Source organism: Paracoccus sp. KKT209, assembly GCF_055635455.1.
In genome coordinates this window covers 2,372,684-2,392,618 of record NZ_CM145758.1, presented here as the reverse complement: position 1 = coordinate 2,392,618, position 19,935 = coordinate 2,372,684, and the positions used below count along the sequence as shown (strand labels likewise).

The window sequence follows — 19,935 nt, the reverse complement described above, 5'->3', positions numbered from 1 at the left end:
AAGCCGGTTCTAGCTGTTGCAAAGATGGTCCGGCAAGTCCCCTCAGCCCTGGCGGGACAGCTGCGCCTCGCGGCGAAAGACCCACAGGATGGCCAACAGCGACCCGAAGGCCGAGGCGCACATGATCGCCAGCAGCGGCGTGGCCCCGCTGCCCGGTTGCAGCAGCGCGCCGGCCAGTGCCGACAGGGCCGCGCCGCCCGCCACCGCCAGCGCGCCGCCCAGTCCCGATGCGGTTCCGGCCAGTTCGGGCCGCACACTCATCATGCCGGCATTTGCATTGGGCAGCACCATGCCATTGCCCAGGCCCATGACGGCGATGGCGCCGAAAAAGATCAGCGGCCGCACCAGGCCGCCCAGATCCGCCAGCAGCGCAAGGCCAAGGGCGATCAGGCAGGTGACGGCGCCCATCAGGATCATCCGGTTCAACCCAATGCGCTGCGAGAAGCGGGCCGAGAGGAAGTTGCCGATCAGATAACCAATGGAGGGGGCCGCGAACCAGTAGCCGACCTGCGCGGGCGTCAGGCCAAAGACCTGCTCGCCCACAAAGGGGGCGCCACCCAGGTAGGCGAAGAACGCCCCCGATGACAGCGTCGCCGCCAGGCAATAGCCCCAGAAGCGGTGCGACCGCGCCAGGATCGGATAGTTCACCATCTGCGCGCGCAGCGACATCCCGCCGCCGCGCACGGTCTCGCCCATGTCGCGGAAGGCCACGGCCAGGACGAGGATGCCCAGCAGCCCCATCACCGCGAAATTGGCCTGCCAGCCGAACCATTCGTCCAGGACGCCGCCAAAGACCGGGGCCATCATCGGCACCACCGCCATGCCCATCGTGACATAGCCCAGCATCGACGCCGCGCGGTCGCCGTCATAAAGGTCGCGGATCACCGCGCGCGGCACAAGCATGCAGACGCTGATGACCGCCTGCAGCAGCCGGAAGATCAGAAAGGTCGTGGCGGTGGTGGCCAGCAGCGTCCCCACTGTCGCCAGCAGAAAGCCGATGAGCCCCCCGATCACCACCGGCCGGCGGCCGAACCGGTCGCTGATCGGCCCGCCCAGCAGCTGCAGCAGCGCGCTGGCCCCGATATAGGCCGAGACCGACAGCTGCATCACGGCATAATCCACGTCGAAATACCGTGCCATGCCGGGCAGCGACGGCAGAAAGACGTTCATCGACAGCGCCGAGACGCCGGAGAGCGCCACGAGCGTCAGCAGATGCGGGGGGGTGCGGGTGGTCATGGGCTTCCCTTTGCGGCAGGGCCGGAGTTGCACGTCGTGCAGTTCCGGATGCGCTTCTAGACCGGCCGCGCGTCCAAGGCCAGATCCGGCGTGAGGGTCAGCCGAAAATCGTGGAAGATGAACCAGGCGCCCAGGCAGATCAGCGAAAACCCGATGCCGTGCTGCCAGCCGATCCTTTCACCCAGATAGGCCCAGGAGAAGATCGCAAAGACCGACAGGCTGATCACCTCCTGGATGGTCTTCAGCTGTGCGGCGCTGAAATGCCCGTGGCCGATGCGGTTGGCGGGCACCTGCAGCACATATTCGAAAAAGGCGATCCCCCAGCTGACGAAGATCACCGTCACCAGGGGCGCCGTCTTGAACTTCAGATGACCGTACCAGGCGACGGTCATGAAGATATTCGACGCCAGAAGCAGCCCGACGGTGGCCGCCGGGACCGGCAGGCCTATTCCCATTGCGTCTGACGATCCCGCGCAAGGTTGCCAAAGCGGGTGAACTGCCCTTCGAAGGCCAGCTCCACCGTGCCAATCGGGCCGTGGCGCTGCTTGCCCAGGATGACCTCGGCCTTGCCGTGGACGTTCTCCATGACCTGCTGCCACTTGGCCATGGCATCGAGGTCGCTGTCCGAGGGCTTTTCGCGTTCCTTGTAGTATTCCTCGCGGAAGACGAACATCACGATGTCGGCGTCCTGCTCGATCGAGCCGGATTCGCGCAGGTCGGACAGCTGCGGGCGCTTGTCCTCGCGGTTCTCCACCTGGCGCGACAGCTGCGACAGGGCGATGACGGGGATATTCAGTTCCTTGGCGACGGCCTTGAGCCCTTGGGTGATCTCGCTGACCTCGTTCACGCGGCTGTCCTTGGCGGTCGCGGCCTTCAGCAGCTGCAGATAGTCCACCATCAGCACGTCCAGACCATGCGTCCGCTTCAGCTTGCGCGCGCGGGCGGCCAGCTGGTTGATGGGCAGGGCAGGGGTGTCATCGATATAGAGCGGGCAGTTCTGCAGCGCATGCGCGGCCTCGACAAAGCGGCGGAACTCGGCCTCGTCCATGTTGCCCGAGCGGATGCGTTCGCTTGGCACCTCGGCGGCCTCGGACAGGATCCGGGCGGCCAGCTGTTCGGCCGACATCTCCAGGCTGAAGAAGCCCACCACCCCGCCTTCGACCGAGCCTTGGGTGCCGTCGGGCTTTTCACCCATCTTGTGCGCCTTGGCGATGTTGAAGGCGATGTTGGTGGCCAGCGAGGTCTTGCCCATCGACGGGCGCCCGGCCAGGATGATCAGGTCCGAATTGTTCAACCCGCCCATCTTGCCGTCCAGGTCGATCAGCCCGGTCGAGATCCCTGACAGCTTGCCGTCGCGCTGATAGGCGGCGTTGGCAGCCTGCACGGCACCCGTCACGGCCTTGAGGAACGACTGGAAGCCGCGTTCGGCCACCCCGGCCTCGCCCAGCTTGTAGAGCGTCTGTTCCGCGGCCTTGATCTGCTCCTCGGCATCGTCGCCGACCTCGACCGACTGGGCGCGGGCGGCGATGTCCTGGCCCAGCTGCATCAGCTCGCGCCGCAGGGCGAATTCGCGGATCATCTGGGCATAGTCGCGCGCGGCATAGGCGCTGATCGCCGCCGCGGCCATGCGCGCCAGATAGGCCGGTCCGCCCAGCTCCTTCAGCCCCTCGTCGTTCTCCAGGAAGGCCTTGATCGTGACGGGGCTGGCCAGCGCGTTCTTGCGGATGCGCTCGGCGCAGATGTCGAAGATGCGCGAATGCACGGGGTGATAGAAGTGGTCCGACTTGATGATCTGGCTGACCCGGTCGAAGACGTCGTTGTTGGTCAGCAGCGCGCCCAGCAGCTGCTGCTCGGCCTCCAGCGAATAGGGGACGGCCTGCTTGGCGTCCTCCTCGGCCTGTCCGGGAACGATGAAGCGCGTGCTGGTGACGGTGAGGGTGCTCATGGTCTGCTTCGCCCCTTGTTGGTTGCGGTCCAGATTAAACCGAAGCGGCCGGCCGCGTCATCGGGCCGGCCGCAGAATGTTGGGGATAACCCCGGATCAGCCGTTCGCCGCCTGCCAGGCACGCGGGTCGGTCAGGAAGGCCTCGACCTCGGCCAGGGTGGCCTCGTCAAAGGACCCCTGCGCCCGGGCCTCAGCCAGGACGTCCCACCAGGTGCAGAGGTGATGCAGCGTCACGCCGTGATCGGCCAGCCGCTGCGTCGTTTCCGGAAAGATGCCGTAGTAGAAGATCACCGCCGTATGGGCGCAGTCGGCGCCCGTCTCGCGGATCGCATCGACGAAGGACAGCTTGCTGCCGCCGTCGGTGGTCAGATCCTCGACCAGCAGGACCCGCTGGCCCTCGGTCATCACGCCCTCGATCCGGGCGTTGCGGCCGTAACCCTTGGGCTTTTTGCGCACATAGGTCATCGGCAGGCCCAAGCGTTCGGCGACCAGCGCGCCGAAGGGGATGCCCGCGGTCTCACCGCCCGCGACATTGTCGAAGGCCTCGAAGCCTGCGTCGCGCATGACCGTCGCGGCCATGAAGTCCATCAGGGTGGCGCGGACACGCGGAAAGCTGATGATGCGGCGGCAATCGACATAGGTCGGGCCTTTCAGGCCGGACGCATAGGTGAAGGGCTGGGCCGCGTTGAAGTCGACGGCCTTGATCTCCAGCAGCATCCGGGCGGTCAGGCGGGCGATTTCCTCGCGCCCGGGGAAGGTCAGGCTCATTTGTCCTCCAGGTGCCAGTAGAGCGGAAAGCCGGGGTCGAAGACGGTGACGACCTCATCCCCCGCGGCGATCTGCGCGGGATATGCGGCAGGCGTGTCGCGGCGGGTCAGGGTGATGCGGTCGTCGTTCGGGGCCATGCGATAGAAAGCCGCGCCGTTCAGCGCGGTGAACGCCTCCAGCCGGTCCAGCGCGCCCTCGTCCTCGAAGACCTGGGCCAGGATCGACATGGTGTTCGGCGCGGTGAAGCAGCCCGCGCAGCCGCAGGGCTGCAGCTTGGCTGCGTCCGTATGCGGCGCGCTGTCGGTGCCCAGAAAGAACCGCGCATCGCCGCTGGTCGCAGCCTCGCGCAGCGCCAGGCGGTGGGATTCGCGCTTTGCCACCGGCAGGCAGTAGTAGTGCGGCCGGATGCCCCCCGCCAGGATGGCGTTGCGGTTGATGACCAGGTGATGCGTGGTGATCGTCGCGGCCAGGTCGTCGCCGCCGGCACGGGCGTAATCGACGCCTTGGGACGTGGTGATATGTTCCATCACCACGCGCAGACCCGGCGTGCGGCGGCGCAGCGGGTCCAGGACGGTGTCGATGAAGACGGCCTCGCGGTCGAAGATGTCGACGGCAGGGTCGGTGACCTCTCCGTGGACGCAGAGGGTGACGCCCGCCTTGGCCATCGCTTCCAGCACCGGCTGGACGCGGTCGAAATCGGTCACGCCCGAGGCGCTGTTGGTCGTGGCCCCGGCCGGATACAGCTTGACCGCGCGGATGATGCCGCCCTGGAAGGCGCCCACCACATCGGCGGCCTCCGTCGCATCGGTCAGATACAGCGTCATCTGCGGATCCAGCGCCGCGCCTGCGGGCAGGGCGGCGCGGATGCGGTCGCGATAGGCGGCGGCCTGCGCGCCGGTCACGACCGGCGGCACAAGGTTCGGCATGATGATCGCACGGCCGAAGCCTGCGGAATGCGGCGCGACGGCTGTCAGCATCGCGCCGTCGCGCAGATGAAGGTGCCAGTCGTCCGGGCGGCGGAGGGTCAGCGTCTGTGTCATGATCCCGCCTCTATACATGGCACCGCCCGCTTGCCAAGCGGCTGCGGCAAGAATCCGGGAACCCTGTCCGAAGGTGGCGGTTGTCCCAAGGTGCCGCGAGGCGCAAAATGACAAGGCCGCGCGGATATCGCGCCGGCACGTTCAAGAAAGACCTGCAATGAACCCGATGCTGCCGATGATCCTTCCCGCTGCGCAGGTCCGCCTCATCACCCAGTTCAGCCGCATGGCGATCGAATCCCAGATGGTGATCGGGCTGCGCCTTGCGGGAATGATGGGGTTCATGGCCCAGTCTCCGGGCGAACCCTTCATGATGGTGGCCGAAAAGCAGGCCGCCGTGTCCGAATCGTTCTTTGCGATGGCCAGCGCCGGCATGCGCGGCCACAGCCCCGAACGCGTGATGTCGGCCGCCATGCGACCCTATGGCAAGCGGACGCGTGCCAATTCGCGGCGGCTTTCGGCAGCCCGACCCACCTGAGGCCGGAACGCGGCTCCCGTCGATCCCGTTGAGGCCGGTGCTTCACGATCATACGGGGAACCTGATGAAAACGGCTTTGATCACCGGCGGCGCCCAAGGCATCGGCAAGGGCATCGTTCAAAGGCTGCGCGCCGATGGCTGGCGCGTTGCCGTCTTTGACCTGGATGCCGAGGCGCTGGACGAATTGCAGGCAGAGGACCCGGGTCTGCTGGCGCAACAGGTGGATGTGGGCTGCGAAGAGCAGGTCGCGCAGGCTTTCGAGGCGGTTTTCGGATGGCTGGACGGGGCGCCCTTGGACCTTCTGGTTTCAAATGCCGGTCTGGCCGACCCTGTCAGCGGTCCGATCGAGGATCTGTCGCTTCGGGACTGGCGCCGCTGGCAGGACAGCCATGTGACGGGGGCGTTCCTCTGCATCCGCGCGGCGGTGCCCTTGCTGCGGAGAGGACAGGGCAGCATCGTCACGATGGCCTCGACCCGCGCCCAGCAATCCGAACCCGACACCGAAGCCTATGCGGCTGCCAAAGGGGCGCTGGTCGCGCTGACCCATGCCTTGGCGGTCAGCCTTGGGCCGCAGATCCGCGTGAACAGCATCCTGCCGGGCTGGATCGAGACCGGCCCTTGGCAGAAGCGGTCGGAGCGCCGTGAGTCCCAGCACTCGGACCAGGACCGCAACCAGCATCCCGTGGGCCGTGTCGGCCGTCCCGAAGATATCGCCGGCTTGGTGGCTTGGCTTGCCTCGGACGAGGCGGGGTTTGTCACCGGCCAGCGGTTCGTTGTCGATGGCGGGATGAGCGTGCGGATGATCTATGCCGAATGAAGGAAAACGGCGGGGCATTGCCCCGCCGTTTCCGTGTAATCTGTCCGTTGTTCAGATCAACTTGCCCATGGCGACGGCCGTGTCCGACATGCGGTTCGAGAAGCCCCATTCATTGTCGTACCAGGTCAGGATGCGGACCATGCGGCCTTCCATGACCTTGGTCTGGTCCATGTGGAAGATCGACGAATGCGGGTCGTGGTTGAAGTCGGTCGAGACCAGCTGCTCCTCGGTATAGCCCAGCACGCCCTTCAGCGGGCCATCTGCGGCTGCCTTGATCGCCTGGTTGATTTCCTCGACCGAGGTGTCGCGGCTGGCTTCGAAGGTCAGGTCCACGACCGAGACATTGGGCGTCGGCACGCGGATCGCGACGCCGTCCAGCTTGCCCTTCAGTTCCGGCAGCACCAGGCCCACGGCCTTGGCGGCCCCGGTCGAAGTCGGAATCATCGACAGCGCCGCGGCGCGGGCGCGATACAGGTCCTTGTGCATCGTGTCCAGCGTCGGCTGGTCGCCGGTATAGCTGTGGATCGTGGTCATGAAGCCGCGATCGATGCCGATCGTGTCGTTCAGGACCTTGGCCACCGGCGACAGGCAGTTGGTGGTGCAGCTGGCGTTCGACACGACCAAGTCGTCCTTGGTCAGCGTGTCGTGGTTCACGCCATAGACAATGGTCTTGTCCGCGCCGTCGCCGGGGGCCGAAATCAGCACGCGCTTGGCACCGGTCGACAGGTGCGGCTGGACCTTTTCCTTGGAGGTGAAGAGGCCGGTGCATTCCATGATGACGTCGACATCGCCCCAGGGCAGTTCGGCCGGGTTGCGGATCGCAGTGACCTTGATCGGGCCGCGGCCCACGTCGATCGAGTCGCCAGACACGGTCACCTTGGCCGGAAAGCGGCCGTGGACGCTGTCATAGCGCAGCAGATGCGCGTTGGTCTCGACCGGGCCCAGGTCGTTGATGGCGACGACCTCGATGTCGGTGCGACCGGATTCGATGATTGCGCGCAGGACGTTGCGACCGATCCGGCCGAAGCCGTTGATGGCGACCTTGACTGCCATGGGTACCCCTCTTGAGCAGGTGACGGTTGCCCCCCTCTAGCGTGGCCGCAGGGGCGATGCAAACGCCGAACTGCTGTCATGCGCTAACTGCGGCAAAGGGCGATCAGCGCCAGAAGCTGAGATATTCGATGAACTGGTCGATGGTCCTGGCGGCCATCAGCGGCAGCGCACCATCGAGCCAGACCTGGTCCACAAGAAAGGCAGCCGCGATCAGGATCAGCAGGGCTATGGCGATCTGGTTGGTCATCGGCGCCTCCGGGTGGCCGGGTTATCGCGCGGGGCCACGGCAGGGGCAAGGGGATGCGCGCAGGACTAGTCCTCGTCCTGCGGCATCTTCAGGGTGATCTGGCCGCTTTCCTGCAGCCGTCGGATGGCCCCGACCACTTCGGTCAGCGCCGCCTCGACATCCTTGGCGCGCACCCGGCCCAAGGCCTCGCGCTCTTCGCGCAGCCCGTCGGCCATGCGCTGAGAGAGGTTCGCCAGGATGAACTCGGCCGCCGCGGCATCCGCCTCGTCGGGGGCGGCCAGCGCCCGCACCAGCACCGCCTGATCAACCTCGCGCACCAGGCGCGGCACCTCGCGCGGCTCGATCCGCGCAGGGATATGGGCAAAGATGAAGATCGCCTTGCGGACGCCTTCGGCGAATTCCGTGTCACGCTGGTCCAGCGCCTCCAGAACGTCGTCGCGCAGATCGGCGGTCGCAAAGTTCAGGATCGCGCCCATGCGGTCGGCGGCCGGGGTGGCGATGGCGGGCCTGGGCAGGGCCTCGGCCGCCTGCAGCAGTACCAGCCCCACGCGCTTGAGTGCGGCGGGCGTCACGCCCGAGGTCATGGACATGGCCTGCGCCACCAGCCGGGCGCGGTCGCGGGGCATGGCGATGAAGGTTTCCGACGCGGCCTCGACCGGCAGCTTGGACAGCATCAGGGCCACCAGTTCGATCGACTCGGCATTGGCCAGCGCCGACAGGCTGGTCTGCGGCAGCCCGGCGATCCGCGCCCAGGGGTCCGATCGGCCGGCGATCGCCGCCGCCTGCCGCAGCTGGTCGCTGCTGTCGTCCGAGATGCGGGCGCCCAGGATCGCCAGCGTGCCGTCTAGATCGCCCGGAAAGGTGACGCCGACGGCTTCCAGCCGGTCGCAGAATTCATGGATCACCGCGTCGCGGGTCTGGCGGTCGATCAGCTCCATCCCCGCCATCTCCTGCGCAAGCAGGGTCTGGCTTTCGATGTTCAGCCGTTCAAGCCCGCCCGCATCGTCATCGTCCAGCAGAAGGCGCACGATCACCGCCGCCTTCTGCCGCTGGCTCAAGCCGATCTGGGTCGTCATCCGCCGCCTCCGTCACCTTCGGTCAGGGGCAATCTGGCACAACAACCCTAACGCAAGGTTGACGCGCGCGCCCTTACAGCGGCGTCGCGTCGAAAACACGGCGGAAGATCGTATCGACATGCTTGGTGTGATAGGCCAGGTCGAACTTTTCCTCGATCTCGGCGGGGCTCAGGGCGGCGGTCACCTCGGCATCGGCCAAGAGCTCGGTCTTGAAGTCGGCGCCCTGTTCCCAGACCCGCATCGCGTTGCGCTGGACCAGGCGATAGGCATCCTCGCGGCTGACACCGGCCTGGGTCAGCGCCAGAAGCACCCGCTGCGACATGACCAGCCCACGGAACTTGTTCATGTTCGCCAGCATGTTGTCGGGATAGATCACCAGCTTTTCGACCACCCCCGCCAAGCGGTTCAGCGCAAAGTCCAGCGTGATCGTGGCATCGGGCGCGATCCCGCGCTCGACCGAGGAATGGCTGATGTCGCGTTCGTGCCACAGCGCCACGTTCTCCATCGCGGGAACCACGGCCATGCGCACCAGGCGCGCAAGGCCGGTCAGGTTCTCGGTCAGAACCGGGTTGCGCTTGTGCGGCATGGCCGACGACCCCTTCTGGCCGGGGCTGAAGAACTCCTCGGCCTCCAGAACCTCGGTCCGCTGCATGTGGCGGATCTCGATGGCGATGTTCTCGATGCTGGAGGCGATGACGCCCAGAACGGCGAAGAACATGGCATGGCGGTCGCGCGGGATGACCTGCGTGCTGATCGGCTCGGGGCGCAGGCCCAGCTTGGCGCAGACATGCTCCTCGACCGCCGGATCGATATTGGCGAATGTGCCCACCGCACCGCTGATCGCCCCGGTGGCGACCTCGTGCCGGGCGGCCTGCAAGCGGGCGCGGCCGCGGGCCATTTCCGCATAGAAGCGCGCGAAGGTCAGGCCCATTGTGGTCGGTTCGGCATGGATGCCGTGGCTGCGGCCGATGCGGACCGTGTCCTTGTGCTCAAAGGCGCGGGTCTTCAGCGCGGCCAGGACCCGGTCCATGTCGGCCAGCAGGATGTCGGCGGCGCGCACCAGCTGGATGTTCAGCGTCGTGTCCAGAACGTCGCTGGAGGTCATGCCTTGGTGGACGAAGCGGGCTTGGTCGCTGCCGACATGCTCGGCCAGGTGGGTCAGGAAGGCGATCACGTCATGCTTGGTGACGGCCTCGATCTCGTCGATGCGGGCCACGTCGAATTCCACGTCGCGGGCCTTCCAGACGGCCTCGGCATTCTCGCGCGGGATCACGCCCAGGTCGGCCTGCGCATCGCAGGCATGGGCCTCGATCTCGTACCAGATCTTGAACTTGGTCTCGGGCGACCAGATGGCGACCATTTCGGGGCGGGCGTAACGCGGGATCATGGAGGGCTCCTTTCGGTTGGCGCGGGCATAGCCGGGACCTGCCCCCGGGGCAAGTTTTCATCACGATCCGGTGGGGAGGGACGGAACATTCGTCTCTGGCAGGGGGTTGATCCTGCAACAGGAAGCCAGCCGAGCCGGAGTTTGCCATGCGCCCCCAAGACCCCCATCCCGACCAGACCGACGCCGACCGCACCAGCCAGACGCGCTTTGGCCCCCGCCCGGTCCCCGAGGGGCACCATCCCGCCAGCCAGTCGGCGCACCGCAAGATGGTGTCCAGCCGGATCCCTCCCTCCGGCCATGTGTCCCCCGACGGCCGCCGTGCCTGGCCCAGGCCCACGCTGACCAGCAAGGCCATCGTCTGGAGTGGCGTGGCGCTTGGCATCGCGGGCCTGACGGCCGCGACCGCCATTGCGGCACGCAAGCTGGTGGGGGCCGATGAACCCGAACGCGCGCCCCGCCGGCGAGGTCCCGCACCCGTCGCGCCCCGCTTTGCCGAACTGGACGAGAACGAGCGCGAGGCCATGCGCCGCCGCGTCCGCGAGCAGGCCCGCGAGGACAGCCAGACCAAGGCGCTGTTGCGCGTCGAGGCCAGCCGCAGCCGTCCGCGCCGGGGCAACTTTGCCCAGGATCTGACCAAGACCGCCAACGAGCTGTCCGAGGGGCTGAACGGCGTGGCGCAATCGCTGACCACGGCCTTCAACGCCTTCCGCGGCGTCTCGCAGCAGGCCAATGCCATCGTGGGCGACTTCGCCACCGCCGCCGACCAGTTGCGCGCGGTGATCGGCGGCGGAGCGGAGGGTCCCGCAACGCCCCCCGCCAAGCCCGCCCCGGGCAATCCCGAGACGCCGCAGGACAGGATCCGCACCCATCGTCTGTGACAGCGAAAGGCAGGCGCATGAAGAAGCACCCCGGCGTTCTCGAGGCGCTGTTCGATCCCCTTGACGACCAGAAGCGTCTCAGGTTCGGCCTGACGCCGGAAGATCCGACCGCGACGCCCAAGGTGCCGCCGGGGGAGGTTCCCGCACCGGGCCGCCTGAGGGACCTGACCCGCCGGGACTGGCTGGCCGTGGCCAAATCGACGATCGGGCAGATCGGCGTGGACCGCGTCACCTCGGTCGCAGGGGGCGTGACCTTCTTTGGTCTCCTGTCGCTGTTCCCGGCGATCACGGCCTTTGTGTCGCTTTATGGGCTTTATGCCGATCCGGCGACCATCGAGGCGCATCTGGCGCTGCTGGACGACCTGCTGCCGGAAGGGTCGCTGCAGATCATCCGCGATCAGGTCGTCTCCATCGCCTCGGCCTCCACCGGGGCGCTGTCGGTGGCCGGCGTGGTGGCGCTGCTGGTGGCGTTTTGGTCGGCCAATGGCGGGATGAAGGCGCTGCTTTCGGCGCTGAACGTCGCCTTCTTCCAGCGCGAAACCCGCAGCTTTGTCCGGCTGAACCTGGTGGCGATGATCTTCACGCTCAGCGGGCTGGTCATCATCGCGCTGATGCTGGGGGTGATCGCCGTCGTGCCCCTCATGCTGCAGATGCTGCCGGTGGATTGGGGCAGCGAGCTGCTGGTCACCCTGATCCGCTGGCCCATCATGTTCGCGGTCCTGGTGCTGGCGCTGGCGGCCGTCTATCGCTGGGGGCCCGCCGCGCCCTATTCGCGCTGGCGCTGGATATCCCCCGGGGCGGTTTTTGCGGCCGTGGTGCTGGTCATCACCTCGATGCTGTTTTCTTGGTACGCGGCCAGCTTCGGCAATTACAACGAGACCTACGGTTCGCTGGGGGCAGTGATTGCGCTCATGACCTGGCTCTGGTTGAATGCGATGATCGTCCTGGTCGGAGCCGAGATCAATTCCGAGCTGGAGCGTCACATGAAGCGGATGGCCGGCCTTGCTGTTCCCAAGACCTGATCCGCGCTGCAGGAAACCCGCATGATCGTCTCTCCTTATGTTCCCCTGCTGGCCGCGATCGCCTTGGAGGTTCTTGGCACCACGATGCTGCAGCGCTCGCAGCAGTTCACCCGGATGGGTCCGACGCTGCTGATGGCCTTCTGCTATCTGCTCAGCTTCTACCTGCTGTCGGTCAGCCTGAAGGTGCTGCCCCTGGGCGTGGCCTATGCGATCTGGAGCGCCTGCGGCGTGGCGCTGGTGGCGATGGTCGGGCTTGTCGTATTCGGCCAGCGGCTGGACCTGCCGGCCGTGGGCGGGCTGGTGCTGATCGTGGCGGGCGTCGTACTGATCAACGTCTTTTCCAAGACGGTCGGGCACTAGCGCTCGGTCAGCTTCAGTTCGATCCGCCGGTTCTGGGCCCGGCCCTCGGGGGTGTCCTGACCTGCCACCGGGCGCGTGTCGGCAAAGCCGGTGGCGGCCAGCCGGTTGGCCGGAAAGCCCAGCTGGTCCGTCAAGAGCCGCACCACCGCCAAGGCGCGCCCTTGGCTCAGTTCCCAGTTGTCGCGATAGCGCCCTGCACCCGACAGCGGCAGGTTATCGGTATGGCCGTCGACGCGGATGATCCAGTCGATCTCGGGCGGGATCTCGTCCGAGATGTCCATCAGCAACTGGGCGACGCGGCCGATCTGCTCGCGGCCGGCTGCGGACAGGGTCGCCTCGCCGGGATCGAAAAGGACCTCGGACTGCAGGACAAAGCGGTCGCCCACGACCTGCACGCCCTCGCGGCCCGACAGGATCTGGGACAGGCGCCCGAAGAATTCGGACCGATAGCGGGCCAGATCCTGCGCCTCCGCCTCGGCGCGGGACCGGGCGTCCTCCTCCAGCGCCAGGCGGGCGCGGGTTTCCTCGGCGGCGCGGACAAGGGCGGCGTTCAGCTGCTGGCCCAGATCGGCCACCCGCAACTCGGCCTCGGCCTGCTCGTCGCCCGCCACATCCAGCAGCGCCTGCAGCGACCCCAGCTGCGCGGTCAGCTGCGCCACCTGTTCGTTCAACAGGGCCACGCGGCGCTGGCCGTCCTCGGCCAGCCCCTCCTGCTGGGCCAGCTGTTCCTGTGCGACCGACAGCAGCGCGGCCTGCCGCTGGGCCTCGGTCAGCTGACGTTCGGCCTGCTGCTGCGCCTCGTCGCGGGCCGCATTGGCCGCGGCCAGCAGCGTCAGGGTCTCCTCGGCCTCGCGCCGCTGTTCTTCCAGTGCCAGGGTCATGGCCGTCAGCTCGGTATCCGCGGTTTCCAGCCGTTCCCGCAGCAGGCGCGCGGCTTCGGCCTCGGCCAGACGGGCCTCCTCGGCGTCGCCAAGCCGGCTCTCGGCTTGGGCCAGTTCACCCTCGGTCGCAGAGACGCGCGCCCGCAGTTCGGCCGTCAGCGCCTCCAGGGCGTCGCGGCGGGCGGCGGCCAGCCGGGCGGCCTCGGCCTGGGCGTCGGTTTCGCTGCGCGCGGCCGCCACGGCCAGTTCGGCGGCCGAGGCACGCTCCTCGGTCTGGGCCAGTTCGGTCTGCAACTCGTCGACCCGCCTGCGGTCAAGGGCCTGCGCGGCCAGCAGCGTCGCCACCTCGGCCTCGAAATCGGTCAGCCGGGTGCGGGCATTTGCCAGATCCGCGCGCCCCTGTTCCAGCTGGGTGCTCAGCCGGGTGATCTGGGCGGCCCGGTCGCGTGCCTGGGCCTCGGCTTCGGCGGCGCGTTCCGCCTCGGTGGCCAGGTTGCGGGACAGGTCCGCCTCGCGCTCTTCCGAGGCAGTCAGCGCCTGACCGAGCGAGGCGACCTGCTGGCCCAGCCTGTCCAGCTGCTGCTGCTGGCGAGAGATCTGGCGCGTCTGGTCGCTGATCGTGTCGTCCTGGGTGGTGATCTGTTCGCGCAGCACCGACTGAACCACCATGAAGATGGTCAGCACGAACATCAGCACCATCAGCAGGGCCGTCATCGCATCGACGAAGCCCGGCCAGATGGTCGAGGAAAAACGCTGTGCCGATGACCCGCGCGCCAGCCGCATCGCCCTAGCCCTCTCCGCGATGGATCATGGGGTCGGGCGGCAGCCTGTCATCCGGAAAGGGATCGCCGAACCGCGCCGCCCGCACCGCGCGGGTCAGCACCAGGATGTCCGAACGCAGCTCGCACAGCATCTCGTCCCGGCCCTCGTTCAGGTCGCTGCCCAGCTGCTTCAGGGCGGTTTCGATCCGCGACAGGTCCGGGGCATGGGCAGGGGCGGGGGCCGCCTCGCGCAGGCGGCGCGTCTCGGCCAGAAGCTGGTCCTGACCGTCGGCCAGGCGTCCCAGGGCTTGGGTCAGCTGCATGGCGCGGCCGTCGGTCGCCGCTTGGTCGGTTTCGGCCTGCTGGACCAGCGCCTCGATCGCCTGCGCCATGACCACGACGCGTTCATCGGCCATCAGGGCCGCTTCCTCGCGCATTCCATCACGTTCGGCATGATAGCTTTGCAGCCGGTCCATCTGGCCGGCCATCTGTTCCAGGAAGCCCGCCAATGCGGCCTGGTCCACGCCGTCGCCCTCGCCCGCGGCGATGCTGATGCGGGTGAAGCCCGACATCCATTCTTCCAGTTCGCGATAGAAGCGGTTCTGGCCGTGGGTCACGAACAGCTCCAGCAGGCCCACGACCAGCGATCCCGCCAGACCCAGCAGCGACGAGGAAAAGGCCGTCGCCATGCCGCCCAGTTGCGCCTCCAGCCCGGTCATCAGCTTTTCGAAGACGTCGAGGCCGGTCTCGCCGTCCTGCGGGGCCAGGGCGCGGATGGTTTCGACCACCGCCGGAACGGTCGTGGCAAGCCCGTAGAAGGTGCCCAAGAGGCCCAGGAAGATCAGCAGGTTGGCCAGGTATCTTGTGATGTCGCGCAGTTCGTCGATGCGGGTCGCAACCGAATCGAGGATCGAACGTGCCGATCCCGCCGAGATCACGCCCCCCGACGGCCCGCGCGCGCCCAAGAGGCTGGCCAAAGGCGCCAGCAGCCGTGGCGCCTGGTCATCCTGGGGCGTGCTGGTCCGTTCCGCATTGCGGCGGCGGGCGGCGAAACGCTCGATCCAGCTGACCGATCGGACCAGTTGCGCCACCTGCCAGAAACAGGCCAGCACCCCGATGGCGAAGACCGCCAGGATCAGGCCGTTCAGCCAGCGGTTGGCCATGAAGATCGGCAGGATGCGGCCATAGGCGAACCATCCGCCCGCCAGGACCAGGCCCAGCACGATCAGCATCAGAACGATCTGCCGCACGGGCTGGGAAAAGCGCGGGGCGCCGGCGCCGATCAGCGCCTGGTCCCGCGTGGCCGAGATGCGCCGGTTCGTCAGGGTCAGTCGTGACGGCGCCTGCCGGGGGCCATTGGTCGGATCGCTCACGTAATTTCCCGTCCCTTCGAAGCTTTAGAGACAACCTTAGGACGGGGCGGCCTGTTTTGCCAAGCGTTCCGAATGGCAGGGCGCGGGTCCTAGTCCTGATCGTCCAGCAGCGTCCGGACCGCCCGCGACAGCGCCTCCAGCCCCTGGTCGGGCAGGCCGAGGCGGGTCAGGTGGGCTGCGGTGTTGAACAGGTATTCGGCATTGGGCCCCCGGCCGCCATGGGCGCTGGCGATGATGCGGGCCTGTTCGTCATGCGGCAGGTCGCCCGCATATTGCCAGTGGTCACGCCGCATCACATAGGCCAGCGCCTGCACCTGCCGCCCGTCCTCCAGCTCCAGCGGCAGGATCGCCTCGCGATAGGCATCGGTCACCAGTTCGCGGGCGCGCAGATCGGCCAGGACGGCATCATGGTCCTGCGGGGCGATGCGCAGCGCAAGCCCTTGGCACGAGGCCCCGTCCTTGGGGTCCAGCCCCAGGACCAGGCCCGGCAGCGCCTCGGTCCCGCGATGCTGGATCGAGCGCAGGCAGAAGCTGCGGGCATAGCCGCCCAGATGTGCGGGAACCGTCTCAGCCGGGGTGAAGCCGGGGTTCCAGATCAGGGAGCCATAGCCGAAGACCCATTCGACATCATGCATTTTTCTTCCGTCCTTTGTCAGGGAAGGTTATGCCACGCAGCGGACGGAAAAAAGGGTTCCTGGATGCGCAACGCCGTGATTGGTGCCGTGGTTCTTGTCGCAATGGGGGCAGGGGGCTGGATCTGGGGCGAAAGCCGGCTGGCAGAGGGCGCGCGATCCTGGATCGCCGGGGATCCCGCGCTGGCGGCGGAGGCGGTGCAGCCCCTGCGCGATGCGGGCCGCTTCGGGCTGCGCCTGTCCAAGCCGCAGTTGAGTGATCCTGCGATGCAGCTGAGCCTGCCCTCGGCCGAGGCCTGGGTGTCGCCGCTGACGCCCACCACGGCACGCCTGGACCTGCCGCAGCAGGGACAGCTGGTGCTGGCGGGGCAGGCCCATGACCTGACGCTGTCATCTTCCGACGCCACGTTGCGGCTGGCGCCCCTGAACCGCATGGCGCCGGACCGGCTGACCCTGGTGGCGCAGGGGCTGGCGCTGGACGGGCAACCGCTGGCCGACAGCTTGTCGGTCGAGGCAAGGCTGGCACGGCTGGCCGGCAGCGCGCCGATGGAGGCGCGCGCCGCCTATGACATCGACCTGAGCGCTGCGGGAGTGCAGTTGCAGGTGCTGGCGCGTGCGGGTTTTGATGCCGGGCCGCTGCCCGACCCGGTGGCGATCGAGGGCCAGCTGCGGCTGTGGCTGGACCGGACGCCGGGGGCCGGAGAGGCACCGCCTGCGATCGTCGGCTGGCAGACCCCGGGCCTGGTGCTGGAGGCCGGGCCGATCCAGGTGCGGGTGGTCGGGCGGGTGACGCGGGATGCCGATGGGCTGGCCGAAGGGCAGGTGGTCCTTTATTCGGGCGACGCGGACCGGATGCTCGACCTGGCGTCAGAGCTGGGCCTGATCCCCGGCCAGGTGCGGCTGCTGCTGCGGGCGGGGCTGGCGCAGCTGGCGCAGGTCGCGCCCGAGGCGGATCTGCCCGGCCCTGCCTATCCCGAGCCGCAGGAGGGAGAGCTGCGCCTGCCGATCCTGATGCGCGACGGCCAGCTGATCCTGGCCGGGGTGCCGGTGGGTCCCGCCCCGGCCTTTGCGGGGCAGGCCGTCAGGTGACCGGCTTGGCCTCGGGCGTGCGGCCGAAGTCGGGGGCGCCGGTGTCCTGGCCGGCCTCGATGATCCCGCGACGGATCGCACGGGTGCGGGTGAAATAGTCGTGCAGCTGCTGGCCGTCGCCCATGCGGATGGCGCGCTGCAGGACGAACAGCTCCTCGGTGAAGCGGCCGAGGATGTCCAGCGTCGCCTCCTTGTTGTGCAGGAAGACGTCGCGCCACATGGTGGGGTCGCTGGCGGCGATCCGGGTGAAGTCGCGGAAGCCGGCAGCGGAATACTGGATCACCTCCTCGTCCGTGACGCGGCGCAGGTGATCGGCCACGCCAACCATGGTATAGGCGATCAGGTGCGGGGCATGGCTGGTCACGGCCAGAACCAGGTCGTGATGCCCGGCCTCCATCCGGTCGGTCTTGGCGCCCATCGCGGTGATCAGGCTGTCCAGACGGGCAAGCGCATCGGCATCGGTATCTGGCAGGGGGGTCAGCAGCCACCAGCGGTTGCGGAACAGGCTGGCAAAGCCCGAACGCGGGCCGGAATGCTCGGTCCCGGCCAGCGGGTGGCCGGGGATGAAATGGACGCCGGCGGGAACATGCGGGCCGACCGCGTCGATGACCGACTGCTTGACCGATCCGACATCCGTGACCGTGGCGCCGGGCGCCAGATGCGGGGCGATCTCTGCCATGACCTCGCCCATCGCGCCGACGGGAACGGCCAGGACGACCAGGTCGGCGCCGGCCACGGCCTCGGCGGCGCTGTCGAAGACGGTGCAGAAGCCGACCTCACGCGCGGTGTCGCGCGTGGCGGCGCTGCGGGCATAGCCGGTGATCTGGCCCGCCAGACCCTGTTCGCGCATCGCATGGGCCATCGAGCCCGCGATCAGGCCCAGCCCGATCAGGGCCACGCGGTCATAGATAACGCTCATGCGCCCCTCCGGTCGGCCATGAAGCGGCCGAGGGTTTCCAGGACGCGGCTGCACCCCGCCTCGTCGCCGACGGTGATCCGCAGCGCCGCGGGCAGGCCATAGCCGCCGACCCGCCGCACCAGGATGCCGTCCGCCCGCAGTGCCGCATCGGCGGCCTGCGCCGTGTCGGGGCTGTCAAAGCGGGCCAGCACGAAATTGGCAAAGCTTTCGTCGCAGCCGATGCCCATCTGAATCAGCGACTGCCGCATCCGGTCGCGCATCCGGGCGTTCAGGTCGGCGCAGCGGGCGGTGAAGCCCGTGTCGCGGATGGCGGCCTCGGCCGCGGCCATCTGGGCCGCCGACAGGTTGAACGGCTGGCGTATGCGGTTCAGCACGTCGATGATCCGGCGGCTGGCATAGCCCCAGCCGATCCGCAGCCCGCCCAGGCCGTGGATCTTGGAAAAGGTCCGCGTCATGATCACGTTCGGATGCCAGTCCACCAGCGAGGCGCCGCCGTCGAAGCCGTCCGCAAACTCGGTATAGGCGCCGTCATGGACGAAGATCACCTGCGGGGGCAGCCCGTCGACCAGGCGCTGCAGTTCGTCCGCCCCCAGCATCGTGCCGGTCGGGTTCGCCGGATTGGCGATGAAGACGACCCGCGTGCGGTCGGTGACGGCGGCCAGGATCGCGCCGACATCGACCCGCCGCTCGGCCTCGGGCACGGTCACGGGGGTCGCGCCGACCATCCGCGCCAGGATCGGGTACATGGAGAACCCGTGCTGGGTCGTGATGACCTCATCCCCCTCGCCGGCAAAGGCGTGGACCACGAATTGCAGCACCTCGTCCGAGCCCACGCCGCAGATGATGCGGTCCGGGTCCAGGCCGTGAACCTTGCCGATGGCCGCGCGCAGGCCCGCATGGTCGGTCGCCGGGTAACGGTGCAGATCGCCCGCTGCGGCCACGAAGGCCGCCTGCGCCGTCGGGCTGCAGCCGAGCGGATTCTCGTTCGAGGACAGTTTCAGCACATCCTCGCGTCCCTCCAGCCGGCTTTCGCCGCTGACATAGAGCGCGATATCCATGATGCCGGGCTGCACGGTGATCTGGGTCATGGGTCCATCCTTTGTCCGGCCCCGTTTAGTCGCGGGCCGGCGGCAAGAAAAGGCCCAAGCGGCCGCAGCCCCCGGCCGGATCGAAATATCCCCCCGGCCAAGCAAAAGGGCCGCATCGGCAGATGCGGCCCCCAGAGCAAAAGGTTCAGGCGAAGATCAGTTCTTCGCGTAGAATTCGACGACCAGGTTCGGTTCCATCTGCACGGCATAGGGGATGTCGCCCAGGGCCGGGGTGCGCACGAAGGTCGCGGTCATCTTGTTGTGGTCGACTTCCAGGTAGTCGGGGACGTCACGCTCGGTCAGGGCGACGGCTTCCAGCACGATGGCCAGCTGGCGCGACCGCTCGCGGATCGAGATGACATCGCCTTCCTTGACGCGGTAGGACGCGATGTTCACGCGCTGACCGTTGACCTGGATGTGGCCGTGGTTGACGAACTGGCGGGCGGCCCAGATGGTCGCCACGAACTTGGCGCGGTAGACGACCGCGTCCAGGCGGCGCTCCAGCAGGCCGACCAGGTTCTCGCCGGTGTCGCCCTTGATGCGCTCGGCTTCGGCATAGATGCGGCGGAACTGCTTTTCGGTCAGGTCGCCATAGTAGCCCTTGAGCTTCTGCTTGGCGCGCAGCTGGGTGCCGAAGTCGGACAGCTTGTTCTTGCGGCGCTGGCCGTGCTGGCCGGGGCCGTATTCGCGGCGGTTGACCGGCGACTTGGCGCGGCCCCAGATGTTCTCGCCCATGCGGCGGTCGAGCTTGTACTTGGCAGACGTGCGTTTGGTCACGGCTGATCTCCTTCATGCGGTTGCGAAGGGCGTTGTCCTCTGGCCGGGGCCTGACAGGGTTCCCCTTGCGGGGTCCACCAACACCAACGAAGTGCGCGCTTATAGCCCCCA

Annotated in this window: 21 protein-coding genes; 6 read left to right on the top strand and 15 right to left on the bottom strand. The window is 67.9% G+C overall.

The genetic code is table 11. The features are described 5' to 3' along the window. Positions 1 to 42: 42 nt before the first annotated feature. The 5 genes from ACZ2G3_RS11840 to pyrC all read right to left on the bottom strand — a co-directional run bounded on the left by ACZ2G3_RS11840 (position 43) and on the right by pyrC (position 4,989). Entirely contained in the window at positions 43 to 1,236 is a 1,194-nt protein-coding gene (locus tag ACZ2G3_RS11840; protein ID WP_470396214.1) for a multidrug effflux MFS transporter, read from the bottom strand. A 56-nt stretch (positions 1,237 to 1,292) separates the two neighbouring features. Beyond that, positions 1,293 to 1,691 (bottom strand): DMT family protein, encoded by a 399-nt coding sequence (locus tag ACZ2G3_RS11835; RefSeq protein WP_470396212.1) that lies wholly within the window; start codon positions 1,689 to 1,691, stop codon positions 1,293 to 1,295. Beyond that, positions 1,682 to 3,181: a replicative DNA helicase gene (locus ACZ2G3_RS11830; protein WP_470396210.1), complete on the bottom strand. Its 1,500-nt coding sequence runs from the start codon at positions 3,179 to 3,181 to the stop codon at positions 1,682 to 1,684. Before ACZ2G3_RS11830 ends, ACZ2G3_RS11835 begins: the two co-directional genes overlap by 10 nt. 96 nt (positions 3,182 to 3,277) lie before the next feature. After that, entirely contained in the window at positions 3,278 to 3,949 is a 672-nt protein-coding gene (locus ACZ2G3_RS11825; RefSeq protein ID WP_470396208.1) for an orotate phosphoribosyltransferase, read from the bottom strand. Next, positions 3,946 to 4,989, bottom strand: coding sequence for a dihydroorotase (gene pyrC, locus ACZ2G3_RS11820; RefSeq protein WP_470396206.1), 1,044 nt, complete (start codon positions 4,987 to 4,989; stop codon positions 3,946 to 3,948). The genes ACZ2G3_RS11825 and pyrC overlap by 4 nt, the downstream gene beginning before the upstream one ends. 175 nt (positions 4,990 to 5,164) lie before the next feature. Between pyrC and ACZ2G3_RS11815 the strand changes: the two genes are divergently transcribed. Continuing rightward, the gene (locus ACZ2G3_RS11815; protein ID WP_419271019.1) at positions 5,165 to 5,464 is read left to right on the top strand and encodes an antibiotic ABC transporter; all 300 of its coding nucleotides are present in this window, start codon (positions 5,165 to 5,167) and stop codon (positions 5,462 to 5,464) included. Between the two features lie 64 nt (positions 5,465 to 5,528). Then, positions 5,529 to 6,281 carry an SDR family NAD(P)-dependent oxidoreductase gene (locus ACZ2G3_RS11810; RefSeq protein ID WP_470396204.1) on the top strand — a complete coding sequence of 251 codons (753 nt, stop codon included), beginning with the start codon at positions 5,529 to 5,531 and terminating at the stop codon, positions 6,279 to 6,281. 51 nt (positions 6,282 to 6,332) lie between these two features. On the opposite strand, the gene gap is transcribed toward ACZ2G3_RS11810, so the two are convergent. From gap to purB, 4 genes are all read right to left on the bottom strand, one after another. Continuing rightward, positions 6,333 to 7,334 carry a type I glyceraldehyde-3-phosphate dehydrogenase gene (gene gap, locus ACZ2G3_RS11805; RefSeq protein WP_419271015.1) on the bottom strand — a complete coding sequence of 334 codons (1,002 nt, stop codon included), beginning with the start codon at positions 7,332 to 7,334 and terminating at the stop codon, positions 6,333 to 6,335. Between the two features lie 103 nt (positions 7,335 to 7,437). Then, on the bottom strand, positions 7,438 to 7,581 hold the full coding sequence (locus tag ACZ2G3_RS11800) for a hypothetical protein (RefSeq protein ID WP_419271013.1): 144 nt from the start codon (positions 7,579 to 7,581) through the stop codon (positions 7,438 to 7,440). A 65-nt stretch (positions 7,582 to 7,646) separates the two neighbouring features. Beyond that, positions 7,647 to 8,657, bottom strand: a complete 1,011-nt coding sequence (locus ACZ2G3_RS11795; protein WP_470396203.1) for a FliG C-terminal domain-containing protein — start codon at positions 8,655 to 8,657, stop codon at positions 7,647 to 7,649. A gap of 73 nt (positions 8,658 to 8,730) precedes the next feature. Continuing rightward, a complete protein-coding gene (gene purB, locus ACZ2G3_RS11790; protein ID WP_470396201.1) occupies positions 8,731 to 10,044 on the bottom strand; it encodes an adenylosuccinate lyase in 1,314 nt (437 codons plus the stop codon). Between the two features lie 146 nt (positions 10,045 to 10,190). Between purB and ACZ2G3_RS11785 the strand changes: the two genes are divergently transcribed. From ACZ2G3_RS11785 to ACZ2G3_RS11775, 3 genes are read left to right on the top strand one after another with little or no spacing between them, the layout of a single operon-like run. After that, positions 10,191 to 10,922 (top strand): hypothetical protein, encoded by a 732-nt coding sequence (locus ACZ2G3_RS11785; RefSeq protein ID WP_470396199.1) that lies wholly within the window; start codon positions 10,191 to 10,193, stop codon positions 10,920 to 10,922. A gap of 17 nt (positions 10,923 to 10,939) precedes the next feature. Continuing rightward, positions 10,940 to 11,944 carry a YihY/virulence factor BrkB family protein gene (locus ACZ2G3_RS11780; RefSeq protein ID WP_470396197.1) on the top strand — a complete coding sequence of 335 codons (1,005 nt, stop codon included), beginning with the start codon at positions 10,940 to 10,942 and terminating at the stop codon, positions 11,942 to 11,944. Between the two features lie 21 nt (positions 11,945 to 11,965). After that, positions 11,966 to 12,304 (top strand): DMT family transporter, encoded by a 339-nt coding sequence (locus tag ACZ2G3_RS11775; RefSeq protein ID WP_419271003.1) that lies wholly within the window; start codon positions 11,966 to 11,968, stop codon positions 12,302 to 12,304. On the opposite strand, the gene ACZ2G3_RS11770 is transcribed toward ACZ2G3_RS11775, so the two are convergent. The 3 genes from ACZ2G3_RS11770 to ACZ2G3_RS11760 all read right to left on the bottom strand — a co-directional run bounded on the left by ACZ2G3_RS11770 (position 12,301) and on the right by ACZ2G3_RS11760 (position 15,954). Further along, positions 12,301 to 13,968: a peptidoglycan -binding protein gene (locus ACZ2G3_RS11770; protein WP_470396196.1), complete on the bottom strand. Its 1,668-nt coding sequence runs from the start codon at positions 13,966 to 13,968 to the stop codon at positions 12,301 to 12,303. The genes ACZ2G3_RS11775 and ACZ2G3_RS11770 overlap by 4 nt on opposite strands. A 4-nt stretch (positions 13,969 to 13,972) precedes the next feature. Then, positions 13,973 to 15,319: a hypothetical protein gene (locus tag ACZ2G3_RS11765; RefSeq protein WP_470396194.1), complete on the bottom strand. Its 1,347-nt coding sequence runs from the start codon at positions 15,317 to 15,319 to the stop codon at positions 13,973 to 13,975. A gap of 89 nt (positions 15,320 to 15,408) precedes the next feature. Next, positions 15,409 to 15,954, bottom strand: a complete 546-nt coding sequence (locus tag ACZ2G3_RS11760) for a gamma-glutamylcyclotransferase (protein ID WP_419270997.1) — start codon at positions 15,952 to 15,954, stop codon at positions 15,409 to 15,411. 63 nt (positions 15,955 to 16,017) lie between these two features. On the opposite strand from ACZ2G3_RS11760, the gene ACZ2G3_RS11755 reads away from it, so the two are divergent. Then, complete coding sequence (locus tag ACZ2G3_RS11755) at positions 16,018 to 17,040, top strand: DUF2125 domain-containing protein (RefSeq protein ID WP_470396192.1); 1,023 nt, start codon at positions 16,018 to 16,020, stop codon at positions 17,038 to 17,040. On the opposite strand, the gene ACZ2G3_RS11750 is transcribed toward ACZ2G3_RS11755, so the two are convergent. From ACZ2G3_RS11750 to rpsD, 3 genes are all read right to left on the bottom strand, one after another. After that, positions 17,033 to 17,959, bottom strand: a complete 927-nt coding sequence (locus ACZ2G3_RS11750) for a prephenate/arogenate dehydrogenase family protein (protein WP_470396190.1) — start codon at positions 17,957 to 17,959, stop codon at positions 17,033 to 17,035. The two genes, ACZ2G3_RS11755 and ACZ2G3_RS11750, sit on opposite strands and share 8 nt — an antisense overlap. Further along, a complete protein-coding gene (gene hisC, locus ACZ2G3_RS11745) occupies positions 17,956 to 19,047 on the bottom strand; it encodes a histidinol-phosphate transaminase (RefSeq protein WP_470396189.1) in 1,092 nt (363 codons plus the stop codon). Before hisC ends, ACZ2G3_RS11750 begins: the two co-directional genes overlap by 4 nt. Before the next feature lie 156 nt (positions 19,048 to 19,203). After that, on the bottom strand, positions 19,204 to 19,824 hold the full coding sequence (gene rpsD, locus ACZ2G3_RS11740; RefSeq protein ID WP_111297787.1) for a 30S ribosomal protein S4: 621 nt from the start codon (positions 19,822 to 19,824) through the stop codon (positions 19,204 to 19,206). Positions 19,825 to 19,935 lie beyond the last annotated feature (111 nt).